The organism is Halomonas sp. SpR1, assembly GCF_031010175.1.
Taxonomy (GTDB): domain Bacteria; phylum Pseudomonadota; class Gammaproteobacteria; order Pseudomonadales; family Halomonadaceae; genus Vreelandella.
The window spans coordinates 138,049-150,204 of sequence record NZ_JAUAMB010000010.1; the positions used below are offsets into that span (position 1 = coordinate 138,049).

The following is a 12,156-nucleotide window of genomic DNA, read 5'->3' on the forward strand; positions in this document are numbered from 1 at the left end:
CATATCATACAGGGAGCATTCAGCATGAACCACGTCTATCGCACTGTTTTCAATCAAACCTTAGGTTTGTGGCAGGTCGTCCCGGAATCGGCAAAAACGCGTGGCAAGTCTTCCTGTGTATCGGTATTCGGGGGCTCAATGATCCTTCTTTCGCTGACGTTGGTAGCTGGCTCGGTGCAGGCGGAAACCCTGGAGATCCCAGGGGGCATGATTGTGATTAGCAACCCTCCAGAGCCCGGGAGCCCGACTCCTGGAACTGACGGCTCGAATTATGACCTTATCATAACTTCACCCCGGAGTGCGGCTGGTTCAGGGGAAAACGGAGGTACTGGGGAGGACGGAGGAAGAGGCGAGCCAGGCACCAGTCCTTTTGGGGCCGCAGCGGATGGTGCCCCTGGTGAGTACGGTGAGTATGAAGATGGAGGTTTTTTGGGAGGCATTGTTAACCCTGCCGACAGCCCGAATATTGATATCGAAACGAGCGTGTATTCAAGCATCCGGGTTCGTGGGGAAGAACGTAGTGGTTCTCTCGTAATAGATCCAGCCAAGGTGCTTGGTTTGGATGGCGCCGATGGATTGTCTGGCGCGGATGGCGGGCGAGGCGGATTGGGAGACCACCAAGCGTGGGTCACTGTTGACGGCGAATTGGGACTGTGGCGGTCGGAAAATGGAGGAACTGGAGGAGAAGGCGGCACAGGGCGCAAAGGCCCTAGTAGTGAAGACAGCGGTGGCCCCGGAGGCAGGGGCGGCTTTGGTGGGCGAGGTGCTGCTGGCGAAAAAGCCGGAAACGGCGCTGATGGCTTGGCGGGCAAGGAGGGATATGCTGGAGGAGGTGGGATCCGTGTATCGGCCAGTGCCTCCTTTTCCGATGCAGAACCGTTTGTGATTGAGAATGAAACCGGGGCCATCATCAAGGCCGGCAATGGTGGCAATGGTGGCAATGGCGGTGCCGGTGGAGGTGGTGGGGACACCCTGCAAGCAGCGTCAGGAGGTATTGGGGGTGGAGGGGGGAGAGGGGGGGAGGGTTACACCCGCGATCCTGGTTGCCTCTTCCTATGTGGTGAGCCCGGTATGGGAGGAGGAGGTGGCGATGGCGGCCAGGGCGGCACCGGTGGTGCCGGTGGCGACGGAGGCGATGGCGGCGACGGAGGCAACGGCGGTGCCGGTGGAGAGGGCGGAATTGCCCTCGAACTTCAAGGTAATGGCCATGACTTCCAAGTAAATTTGGAGAACCACGGGAGGATTCAAGGTGGTTCAGGCGGGTATGGTGGCTCAGGAGGAGATGGTGGCTCAGGAGGAGCTGGCGGCGCTGGAGGCGATGGTGGCAAAGGCGGTAATGGAGGTGCCACAGGGCCAGGCAAACCAGATACTGTCGGAGGTCTGCCTGGACATGGGTCGTTTGGCGGGCATGGCGGGAGTGGTGGCGATGGCGGCAATGGTGGAAATGCAGGGCACGGTGAAGATGGCGGACAGGGCGGTCACGCGGTGATGGCTGGCAGTCTAAATACTGCAAACCTCGGTTCCGTCATTGCTGGAAATGGCGGCAATGGCGGTCATGCCGCAGGTTCTGCCGGCGCAGGCGGAAGCGCCGGTGCAGGCGGTGGCGCCGGGGCCGCGGGTGATGGTGGCGTTCGGGAGGCCGATGGCCACGTCCGCATTGGGCTGGTAGGCGATAGACCTTCATCAGGAAGTGCAGGTTCTGTAGGCGCCTCTGGTGACGCCCACGCCGAAGGGGGCGCGGGCGGAACCGGTGGTATTGCCCTGTGGTTTGCAGACGGTCAGCTCCGGAATGGCGAGGAGGGGGATGCCGGGACAATTCGCGGCGGTAACGGCGGCAACGGAGGGCGATCCAGCGGCTCCTTGTCGCATCGCAATGGTGGCGACGGCGGAGTTGGCATTTTGGTAGAAGAGTCTGGCCTGATCGAGAACATTGCGGGCCAGGTTCGTGGCGGTCACGGTGGTGACGGTGGAGGCCACGATGGTACTGGAGGAAACGGGTCTGATGCGGGTGGCAACGGTGGTGCTGGCGGTACCGCCATATTCGGGGTCGGCCCTGTTGCCGTGGTCAATGTAGGCGAAATCGTTGGTGGAGATGGTGGTGCCGCGGGCACAGGCTCTCTAGGCGGCTTGTCTGGAAATGGCGGTGCTGCTGCGACTGGTATGGATCTTGCTGTTGACAATCGTGGGTGGATTGAAGGGGGGGATGGCGAAACCGGTGGTGCGGGCATCGTCGGGGCTCCTATCCTGTGGTTCACCGGCGAACTTGACCTTGAGAACCAGGCCGACGGTGAAATTCACGGCGGAACTGGCGTTACAGCTGGTGGACACGGCGTTTCCAGCCTGGATCTGGTCGATCTGTCACTGCATAACCAAGGAATAATCCAGGGGGGGGACGGTGTTTTTTCCGGTGGCTATGGTGTGCTTGTGGAGGGCGGTGGCGCCGTCATCACCAATGCCGGACGTATTGCCGGAGGGATATCAGCCCGAGGAATTCGAGCGGATGCCGTACATCTGAGCGGCGACGACAACACGCTGATTCTGGAAGAAGGTTTCGAATTCGACGGGCGGGTTGTCAGCAACGCGGATAGCGATGGCGATACCCTGCAACTGGGCGGAGAAGGTGACAGCACCTTCAATGTTTCGATTGTGGAAGGTTTCAGTCGGTATGTCGTCGATACCACAGGGAACTGGTCGCTAGAGGGCACTCGGCAGGATCCCGCAGATGTTGTTCCATGGCGCGTCGTGAGCGGTACGTTGATGGCGCGGAATGCCGCACTGGGGAATGAGAACGTACCGCTCATACTGGATGGCGGTGTTTTCCGGGGCTGGCGCCTACAGAGTCTCGATCGCACCGTGATGATCGGCGCGGGCGGTGGTGTTCTGGAGAGCACGGATGGTGGATTCATGACGATCAGCGGCTCGATCGAGGGATCGGGAGATCTCACCTTCTCCGGGGCGGGTACGACCATGCTGTTTGACCAGAGTGGCTTCAGTGGAAATGCGTGGGTGGAGAACGGGGAACTGAGCATTTTTCAGGACGGCGTCTTCCTTGCGGATCGCCTTGTGGTGCTTGACGGTGCGGCCATCGGAGGTACGGGGCGCATTGGTTCAACAGAGATCGAAACCGGCGGCACGATGTCGCCCGGAAATTCCATCGGCACGCTGACCGTGGATGGCGACTGGACGCTGGCTTCAGGTGGCACCTTACTGGCGGAAATGAACGATGGTGGCAATGTCGCTGGCGTCAATAACGACCTGGTGTTGGTCAGAGGAGATGCCCTGATCGAAAATGGCGCCATCGTGCATCTGACGCCGGAAGGCGGCAGTGGCACAAATTACGCAGACGACACCATATACACCATCGTGCAGGCCGACAGCCTGACAGTCGAAGATGTGCAGGCACTGAATAACGCTCTGGAGAGTGACTACGCGTACCTGGACTTCATTCTGGCACAGAACAACAATGATCTGACGGTGACCAGTACCTTGGCGGCGGAACCGGAACCGGAACCGGAACCGGAACCAGAACCGGAACCAGAACCGGAACCAGAACCGGAACCAGAACCGGAACCGGAACCAGAACCGGAACCAGAACCGGAACCAGAACCGGAACCAGAACCGGAACCAGAACCGGAACCGGAACCAGAACCGGAACCAGAACCGGAGCCAGGGCCAGAACCGGAGCCAGAACCGGAGCCAGAACCGGAGCCAGAACCGGAGCCAGAACCGGAGCCAGAACCGGAGCCAGAACCGGAGCCAGAACCGGAGCCAGAACCGGAGCCAGAACCGGAGCCAGAACCGGAGCCAGGGCCAGAACCGGAGCCAGGGCCAGAACCGGAGCCAGGGCCAGAACCGGAGCCAGGGCCAGAACCGGAGCCAGGGCCAGAACCGGAGCCAGGGCCAGAACCGGAGCCAGAACCAGAACCGGAGCCAGAGCCGGAGCCAGAACCAGAACCGGAGCCAGAACCGGAGCCAGAACCTCAGCCCATCCAGTCCTTCGTGCTGGAAGGAATGACCCCGAACCAATCGGCCACGGCTGGAGCGTCTTTCACTCTTGGCGCCGGTCATGAGGTGTATGACCGCATCCTCAATATGAGTGAAGAACAGGCCTTTGCTGCCATGGATAGCCTTTCCGGGGAAATTCATGTCAGTACCTGGGCCAACCTGGTGGAAACCGGCAACCAGGTGCGGCAGGCCGCCCTGCAACGCCTGCGCACGGTATCCTGGCAGAAAGGCGAGGGTAATGGTACCTGGTTCGAGGCGCTGGGCAGCACTCGTGATCTGGAGGGCGATGGAAACGCAGCGTCCCTCGGCAGTGATGAATACGGTTTGCTGGTGGGCGTGGATGCGGCCCTGGATAACGGCTGGCGTCTGGGCGTGTTCGGCGGTGGCAGTAACAGCGACCTTGAAGACAGCCGCCGTGCATCCAGTGCTGATAGCCAGAGCCTGCACCTGGGCGCTTATGCCAGCAACAATTGGGATCAGGTCAGTGTCAGCCTGGGGCTGACTTACAGTTGGCACGAGGTGGAAACGCAGCGTGATGCCCTGGGCCAGCGGCTGCTATCTTCCCGGGATGCCCACAGCACACAGGGGTTTGCCGAGCTGGGCTATCGTCTGGATTTGGCCGGTGGCTGGTTGCAGCCTTTTGCGGAATTGGCCCTGGTCAATATTGACAATGACAGCTTCCGGGAACGTGGTGGCAGTGCTGCTTTGCAAGGCGCCGGCGACGATAGCCGCACCGGCTTCAGCACTCTGGGGCTGCGCGGTGGCACGGTCATCGCCTTGGGCAGCGGCGGCGGCAACGTCAACCTGTTTGGTTCCCTGGGCTGGCGCCATGCTTTCTTGGACTCCGAACTGAGCAGCGAGCATCGCTTTGTGGACGGCGGTAGCCGCTTCACCATCCAGAGCGTGCCGCTGACGGAGGACGCTGTCCAACTGGAACTGGGTGCCGAGTTCCAGTTGACAGACAAAAGTAGCGTGAACTTGCGTTACCGGGATGCCGATGCCAGTGACTTCGATGAGCAGGAGGTGCGGCTGCAAATTGGCTGGCGTTTCTGATACCAGGCTTCGCCTCTATCCGCTATTGGTGGTGAGTCTGGATTGTTCTAGTGCGCACTGATCCTGGCGGCCTGCATCAGTCATAGCAGAACGAAAAGCCAAACTGAGTGGTCATCACGAGCGTTAATTAAGGCTGCTGCGAATGCTATTATCCGCCAATCAGAATCGGGCGCCGACCAAAACGGTTTGAAAGCAGCCCAAAAATGATCTGACCTACGCCAAGCATAATCATGTAGAGGGTAAGCGTTAGCTGAACTACTTCGGGTGTTGTCCCGAGAATCGCTGGCATAGCGGGCACAATCGGCAGATAAATGCCCATGCCGAGAGACGCGATAACATTAAAGGAGGCCAGCAGGGCCAGCGCTATCGTCAGGCTGTAAGTCCACAGCCGAGTGTTTTGAGTAGGCACGATAAAACCTCCGCGCAAACAAGGTGATTTGGCGGCGGCCTACGTGTAAGAAATTGGTTTAAGCAGACTGTCGCAACAACGAAAAAGCAAAGTTGTTGCGGCTTAGTGATCTGATTTTTTTGAACCCATGAGTCAGCGCTTCAGTAATTGGCCTAATGGCATTATCAGCGGCGGAGCGCAAGCCCTAGAGCGCTGATACCGCCCGCTACCGTTGCGAAAAGTGGAAAAAATATTTTTGTTGACTTTGCGAGTTGGTGGATTTATGGGTACGCGACACCCGTACGCTATTGCAGATGGGTGCTGGTGATGTCGGTGTTAGCTTGGTTCCTACCTTGGCGTTAAGCAATAAAGCAACGGCTAACGTAGTGACGCTGCCGTTATCTCCCCGACGTGTCCGGAACCTGATTGCCTTCTGGCCTAAGAAACAGTCCTTGAACCAGGTTGGCCTACATTTGCTGAGTGAGATGACTCAGCATACCGATACTCGGCTCATGATTTGATTTGGCTAGCGGTAGGCCTACCAACCTCAGTGTCAATAACACGCTCAATCTTCTCGATCCTGGTCGTACCGTTCCGTGATGGGAAAGGGCGGCAACCAATGTTCGCGGCGAATGTTCCAAAGCTCATACGTCGGTTTCAGTTGATTGGGTGAATCAAGGGCACCCAGGTGTATTTCGATTTCTTCCTCGCTTACCGAAAAAACCGACGAACCGCATACCGAACAGAAGTAGCGCCCCTGATAACTGTGCGGTTCGCCTTCGATCATGACAGCTTGTTTGGGGTAATCCGCCGCCGCGTAGAAAAGTGCCCCATGATACTTGCGACAATCCATACAGTGGCAAATACCTACCCGGAGCGGCTCGCCATTGGCCACGATTCGGATCTTACCGCAGAGACAACCACCTGTTAGTTGTTCCATTGCCGATCTCCAGAACATTCATACATCCTGAATTCAAAATAGGTGGCACTTACGGTTTTGTCTTGCCGCCGTCTCGTTCGTATTTGATATCCGCAAACTGACATAAAGCGAACATGGCAGGCTTCAACGCATAAATTAGTCAAGCGATCCTTTACAGGGACGAGAATGTCTACTTGTCTTAAGGAAGACGGCGCTTCATTTTATAAAGGCATTGTTAGTGGGTTTGCCAAGCGCTCTTGATAGCAATAAACCACGAACAACGGAGGTACCTGGTTTGGCTACTGATAAAGCATCTCGGGGTGTGGGCGGTTGGTTTCTGCTCGTGTTTGCCATCATTCTGGTCATCCTCGGCCTGATTCTTGCAGCTGGAGGGCTCTGGCTGGTGACGCTGGGAGGCTCCTGGTATTACCTCATTGCCGGTCTGGGGCTGATCATTTCGGGCGGCTTAATGGCCAGGGATTCGCTTACGGGAGTCTGGGTCTATTTCTTGGTTCTGTTAGGCACGCTGATTTGGGCCTTATGGGAGGTTGGCTTGTCGCCATGGGAGCTGCTGCCCCGGGTATTCGGTTACATCGTCCTGGGTGTCATCGTCTTGGCGCTCCTGCCCACTCTTAAACGCCGCCAAGCCACTAGTCGACAAGCCACTATATGAGGAGCGCTGCCATGTTCACGTCACCGCGAGTGCTGGCCTATGTCGTTAGCCTGTCATTGGCGACACATGCCGTTGCCCAGAATACCGAAGGTGAAACCGAGATCCCTGAGGGGCCCTCCTCAAGCGAGGCCCAGACTGATGTCGGCGATAGTCAGGCGATTCAGACACCGACCTTCTCGGCGACGCCGCAGCCCAGCGATGCCCCAGCGCCCGGCGACTGGGCCGCCTGGGGACGAGAGAGCGGTGCCTCACGTCATTCGCCGCTGGATGAAATCACGCCCGACAATGTCAGCCAATTGGAGGTTGCCTGGATCTATCGCACTGGCGATATGCCGGAAGAAGAGGGAGAGGGCAAATACGCACCTGAAAATACACCGCTCAAGGTTGGCGACAATCTGTATCTCTGCTCGGCCATGAACGTCATGATCTCCCTCGATGCACGAACCGGCGAGGAGCAGTGGCGCCATGATCCCCAGGTCGATCCAGGTGCCATTCCCTATAGCGCCAGCTGCCGCGGCGTGACCTATTACGAAGTTCCGGATGCCGCCGATGACCAGGCCTGCGCAACTCGCATCATTGAGGGGACGTTGGACGCCCGATTGATTGCCGTCGATGCGCAAACGGGCGAGCTGTGTCAGGAGTTTGGTGACGACGGTACGGTAGATCTATGGGCAGGCATCGGCGAGAAGGTGCCCGGTTGGTACTCCGTCACCTCGCCACCAGTCGTCGTCCAGGGCGTCCTGGTGACCGGCGCCCAGGTCAAGGACGGCCAGGCAGAGGACGCACCATCCGGCGTTATTCGTGGCTACGATGCCGTTACCGGCGAACTGGAGTGGGCGTGGGATATGGGCAATCCTAACTTGGATGGCCTACCACCCGAGGGCGAGACCTATACCCGCGGCACGCCCAACATGTGGACCACTGCTTCCTCCGATGAGGCGTTGGGTTACGTCTATCTGCCGATGGGCAACTCCTCGGTCGACTACTGGGGCGGGAACCGCAGCGAGGAAGAAAACGAATTCTCGACCTCGCTCGTCGCCATCGACGTCAACACCGGCGAACCGGTCTGGCACTTCCAGACCGTCCATTACGATGTCTGGGACTATGATCTCGGTTCGCAACCGACCCTGGTTGATTTCCCACGAGATGACGGCAGCACGGTGCCAGCGATCATTCTGCCCTCCAAGCAGGGTGACATTTATGTTCTCAACCGTGAAACCGGCGAATCGCTATTCCCTGTGGAAGAGATCGAGGCGCCTACCGGCGGGGTCGAGCCAGATAACCTCTCGCCCACACAGCCTAGTTCAGGCTATCACTCCCTCGCTTTTCCGAATCTAGAAGAGAAGGACATGTGGGGGATGACGCCCATCGACCAGCTGTGGTGTCGTATTCAATTCCGCCGAGCCTCCTATAAAGGCATGTACACTCCGCCGACCGTGGGCCAGCGCTTCATTCAGTACCCCGGATACAATGGCGGCAATGACTGGGGCAGCGCAGCGGTGGACGCCGAGCGCGGCATCATCATTGCCAATTACAATGACATTCCCAACTTCAACCGTCTAATCCCGCGGGAAGAAGCCGAGGAACGTAATCTTCGTCCCATCTATGCAGGAGGTGACAACACCGATAGCGAGGCGGATGGGCCCGCCGAAGGGGCCGGCGATCCACAAATAGGTGCGCCTTACGCGATCGACGTCAATGCCGGCTGGCGAGCGCCGGTTACCGGCATGCCATGTACCGCGCCTCCCTATGGCGGCATTCGGGCCATTGATCTGGCGACCGGTGAAACGCTCTGGGACGAGCCATTGGGCACGGCACGCAAGAATGGCCCCTTCGGGATACCTTCATATATGCCTTTCAAGATCGGCACACCCAACAACGGTGGTCCATTACTCACGGCCAGCGGACTGATATTCATCGCTGCCGCCACCGATGATCTGTTTCGTGCCATCGACATCGAGACTGGCGAAGTGCTTTGGAATGATGTGCTGCCGGCCGGAGGGCAGGCCAACCCCATAACCTATGAGGCGAATGGTCGCCAATACGTAGTAATCGGGGCCGGCGGGCATCACTTCATGGAAACACCGATAGGCGATTATGTAATCGCCTACGCGCTACCGGAAGACGGGAATTAAGATCGCTGTCTTGGCTGAGCCAGTATTCGACTGGCTCAACTATACGAGATCGAGTCCGCTGAGCCCGGGCAGGGAAAGCTCGTTCAGGATAAGATCCGGCGAGGCCTGAGCGAGGCCCCCGGTACAGCGAGTTGATACGCTTATGCATATTTGGCAACACTGAGCTCAAGGCGCGTGACGGCACTGCTACGCCATTGCACCAGCATCAAGGCAGCACGACTGTTTCTCGCCTTGGCGGATCACTTGCAGCGGCTCGGGGCTGAGGTCGGCTTCAATCAGCTCAAATATCAGTAACATCTACTGGGCAGGCGCGCCTGGTACTTGAAGGTCGTTAATCAGGCAGAAAGTAGGAGACGATATCCATTTCTTTGTGAGGAATGCCGATTATCTCAATGCACCCGTGGCCAATCAGGTAAAAGATAACGTGCTGGCCTTGAGGGTAGCTGAAATAACCCTCGCTGATATCCGAGCGATGTTTTCCTAACAGTGGATTTTCTGCGAGCCAGTGAAACCGTTTTTCAAAATCCTTTAGATAGGTATTCCGTTGGCTCTTGCCCCATTGCCACTCCGTATAGCGGCCGATATCTTTTAAATCGTCTCTCGCTCTCGGTGTGATATGGAACCTGGGCATTACGTTTCGCTATCCAAGTCGTTAATTAATGCATCCATTGAGAAATCTTCTACGAATTCACCGCCGCTAGCCTGCTCGGCACCCTGGGCTAGATGAGTACGTAGCGCCTCAAGTTTGCTTTTGCGTTCTTCCATGGCACGTAACGCATCACGCACAACCTCACTTGCGGAGCCGTAGCGGCCGCTGGCGACTTCGTTTCTGATATAGACTTCCCAATGCTCCCCCAAGCTAAGGCTGGTCGTAGCCATGATGTACTTCCTATATTCAAATGTAACAAATATGAATATAGGTAGGGCTGACAAGAAAGGCAAGAGGGCAGCCCAGGTGACTGCCCTTGTTGTGTAATCACATTTCACTATCCAAGCTCACCGGCGCTAGCTTGCTCAACCTCTTGAGCGAGGTGGGGGCGCGTACCTCAACGCCTTTTGAGTGCAACCCAGCCGCTTTGTGCTCTACTATCTGCACCTGTTATTCACGGAGGAAGCACTCATGGCCATAGGCGGTTTGATAGGATTACTGGATGACATTGCCGCATTGGCGAAGTTGTCCGCAGCATCATTGGACGATGTGAGTGCCGCTGCGGGGCGTGCGACGGCGAAGGCGGCCGGGGTGGTGGTCGATGATACGGCAGTGACCCCGCAATATTTGCAGGGGGTGGCAGCGGAGCGTGAACTGTCGCTTGTGAAACAGATCGCGCTGGGGTCTATCCGCAACAAGCTGATTTTTATCCTGCCGGTGGCGCTGCTGCTGAATCACTTTTTGGCCTCTCTCTTGCCAATTATCCTGATGGTGGGCGGCGCCTACCTGGCCTTTGAGGGCGCGGAGAAGGTCTGGCATAAGCTCTCCGGAGGGCATGATGACGAAAAACCAGCGGTAGAAAAGGGCCCGGAAGCCGAGAAAAAGATCGTGGGTGGTGCCGTTCGAACCGACCTGATTCTTTCCGCCGAAATCATGGTGATCGCGCTTGCCACGGTCTCCCATCAGGGATTCTGGTCGCAGTTGGCGAGCCTGGTGGTGGTCGCGTTTGTCATCACACTTCTTGTGTATGGCGTGGTGGCGCTGTTGGTCAAGATGGATGATATCGGCCTGACGCTTGCCCAGCGGGATAACTCGGCAATGCAGACACTGGGCCGTGCTCTGGTGACAGCCATGCCCAAGGTGCTAGCGACCATCTCGGTCGTGGGAACCGTCGCCATGCTCTGGGTGGGTGGGCATATCCTGATGGCCAATCTGGGGGCCGATGGTACGGGTTGGTTTAACGCGCCCTATGATTGGGTACACCATGTCGAGCATGGCATTGGCGAGGCGACCGGTGCCTTGGGCGGTATGCTGGGCTGGAGCTTCAATACGCTGTGCTCTGCGGTGATTGGCTTTCTGGTGGGCTCGGTTGTGGTGGGTGTGCTGCACTTCATTCCTACCAAGAAGGCGCATGCCGAATAGGGGCTAATGCTGGGCTTGCCTGAAGAGACGCGAACACCACAACCTAAAGAGAATCTTGGAAACAGTGCCCGCATGTTGTTTGTCGATGGAGGGTGTTTTGATTAACCAGATTGGTCAATATAAACACTCTCCATCCTCTTTTCTAAGCAGCTAGGTGGCGGGGTTAAGTCCATCCGATGTATTAAAACGGACGTCCCTCATGCGGATTCGGCTTTTAGGTAGGCTGGGGATCTCCGTCAGGCTATAAGACAAATCCTGCTCGGGTAACTGATAGCTAATCTTGTTCATTAGAAAATCTACGGTTTCCTGCAGAATAAGAAGTGTCATCCACTCACCTGCACAGCGATGCCCTGTGTCAACGTCCCCGCCACCCTGAGGAATAAAGCTGAACGGACGCTGCTTGCTATCTACAAAGCGGGTACCGATAAATGTATCGGGGTCCTCCCACTCCTCCGGGTGATGGTTCGTGCCATACAAGTCCAGCAACGTGAGAGTGTCTTTTTCAAATTCATAGCCTTGCCAGGTAAAATCTTCCCGAACCTTTGCCACCGTAAAAGGAAAGAATGGATAAAAGCGTCTTGTTTCCTGGCAAAAGCTTTTAAGTTGCTCGTTGGTAAGCGCGGAACCTGGCGGGGAATCATGTAACGCCAAGGCTATAAAGGCTATCCATACGGCATTTGCCACTATAGGCCGCAATAAATTAAGCACTTCAACGGCGACTACCTCTTTATCGAGCAAGCTTCCATCAGGGTCTTTATGCCAAATAAACTTATAAAAAGGCGTGTTGTAGTGGTTCAATAAAACCGGACACCAACGTAGGTGGTAATATTGCCACCATAAACGAGGTGTCTGATGACCAAGAAACGACGTACTTTTTCGCCTGAATTTAAGCAGGAAGCTGCCAGCCTAGTA

At 57.0% G+C, this 12,156-nt stretch carries 9 protein-coding genes and 1 pseudogene; 5 read left to right on the forward strand and 5 right to left on the reverse strand.

The genetic code is table 11. The features are described 5' to 3' along the window. The first annotated feature begins 24 nt into the window (after positions 1 to 24). The gene (locus QT231_RS09825; RefSeq protein ID WP_308336718.1) at positions 25 to 5,058 is read left to right on the forward strand and encodes an autotransporter domain-containing protein; all 5,034 of its coding nucleotides are present in this window, start codon (positions 25 to 27) and stop codon (positions 5,056 to 5,058) included. 151 nt (positions 5,059 to 5,209) lie between these two features. On the opposite strand, the pseudogene QT231_RS09830 reads toward QT231_RS09825, so the two are convergent. Together QT231_RS09830 and QT231_RS09835 are read right to left on the reverse strand one after the other, a co-directional pair. Next, positions 5,210 to 5,446 (reverse strand): annotated as a pseudogene (locus tag QT231_RS09830) (MFS transporter); the annotation flags it as partial. 565 nt (positions 5,447 to 6,011) lie between these two features. Further along, positions 6,012 to 6,386, reverse strand: coding sequence for a GFA family protein (locus QT231_RS09835; RefSeq protein WP_308336719.1), 375 nt, complete (start codon positions 6,384 to 6,386; stop codon positions 6,012 to 6,014). 274 nt (positions 6,387 to 6,660) lie between these two features. Here QT231_RS09835 and QT231_RS09840 point away from each other — a divergent pair, with 274 nt between their 5' ends. The 3 genes from QT231_RS09840 (at position 6,661) to QT231_RS09850 (ending at position 9,467) form a co-directional block, all read left to right on the forward strand. Then, positions 6,661 to 7,038, forward strand: a complete 378-nt coding sequence (locus tag QT231_RS09840; RefSeq protein ID WP_308336720.1) for a glucose dehydrogenase — start codon at positions 6,661 to 6,663, stop codon at positions 7,036 to 7,038. 11 nt (positions 7,039 to 7,049) lie between these two features. Next, positions 7,050 to 9,173, forward strand: a complete 2,124-nt coding sequence (locus tag QT231_RS09845; RefSeq protein WP_308336721.1) for a pyrroloquinoline quinone-dependent dehydrogenase — start codon at positions 7,050 to 7,052, stop codon at positions 9,171 to 9,173. Positions 9,174 to 9,347: 174 nt separating this feature from the next. After that, positions 9,348 to 9,467 (forward strand): hypothetical protein, encoded by a 120-nt coding sequence (locus QT231_RS09850; RefSeq protein ID WP_308336722.1) that lies wholly within the window; start codon positions 9,348 to 9,350, stop codon positions 9,465 to 9,467. A gap of 37 nt (positions 9,468 to 9,504) precedes the next feature. Here the strand turns inward: QT231_RS09850 and QT231_RS09855 are convergent, their stop codons facing one another. Both QT231_RS09855 and QT231_RS09860 read right to left on the reverse strand, forming a co-directional pair. After that, positions 9,505 to 9,804 (reverse strand): type II toxin-antitoxin system RelE/ParE family toxin, encoded by a 300-nt coding sequence (locus QT231_RS09855; RefSeq protein WP_308336723.1) that lies wholly within the window; start codon positions 9,802 to 9,804, stop codon positions 9,505 to 9,507. Continuing rightward, a complete protein-coding gene (locus QT231_RS09860) occupies positions 9,804 to 10,052 on the reverse strand; it encodes a type II toxin-antitoxin system ParD family antitoxin (protein WP_308336724.1) in 249 nt (82 codons plus the stop codon). Before QT231_RS09860 ends, QT231_RS09855 begins: the two co-directional genes overlap by 1 nt. A 241-nt stretch (positions 10,053 to 10,293) precedes the next feature. Here QT231_RS09860 and QT231_RS09865 point away from each other — a divergent pair, with 241 nt between their 5' ends. After that, positions 10,294 to 11,244, forward strand: a complete 951-nt coding sequence (locus tag QT231_RS09865; RefSeq protein ID WP_308336725.1) for a DUF808 domain-containing protein — start codon at positions 10,294 to 10,296, stop codon at positions 11,242 to 11,244. 150 nt (positions 11,245 to 11,394) lie between these two features. On the opposite strand, the gene QT231_RS09870 is transcribed toward QT231_RS09865, so the two are convergent. Continuing rightward, entirely contained in the window at positions 11,395 to 12,042 is a 648-nt protein-coding gene (locus QT231_RS09870) for a cytochrome P450 (protein WP_308336726.1), read from the reverse strand. Between the last annotated feature and the right edge of the window lie 114 nt (positions 12,043 to 12,156).

What these genes read in the sequence shown, in the direction of transcription:
- QT231_RS09825 (WP_308336718.1), top strand. Translation starts at nt 25, where the DNA reads ATGAACCACGTCTATCGCACTGTTTTCAATCAAACCTTAGGTTTGTGG.
- QT231_RS09835 (WP_308336719.1), bottom strand. Translation starts at nt 6,386, where the DNA reads ATGGAACAACTAACAGGTGGTTGTCTCTGCGGTAAGATCCGAATCGTG.
- QT231_RS09845 (WP_308336721.1), top strand. Translation starts at nt 7,050, where the DNA reads ATGTTCACGTCACCGCGAGTGCTGGCCTATGTCGTTAGCCTGTCATTG.
- QT231_RS09855 (WP_308336723.1), bottom strand. Translation starts at nt 9,804, where the DNA reads ATGCCCAGGTTCCATATCACACCGAGAGCGAGAGACGATTTAAAAGAT.
- QT231_RS09860 (WP_308336724.1), bottom strand. Translation starts at nt 10,052, where the DNA reads ATGGCTACGACCAGCCTTAGCTTGGGGGAGCATTGGGAAGTCTATATC.
- QT231_RS09865 (WP_308336725.1), top strand. Translation starts at nt 10,294, where the DNA reads ATGGCCATAGGCGGTTTGATAGGATTACTGGATGACATTGCCGCATTG.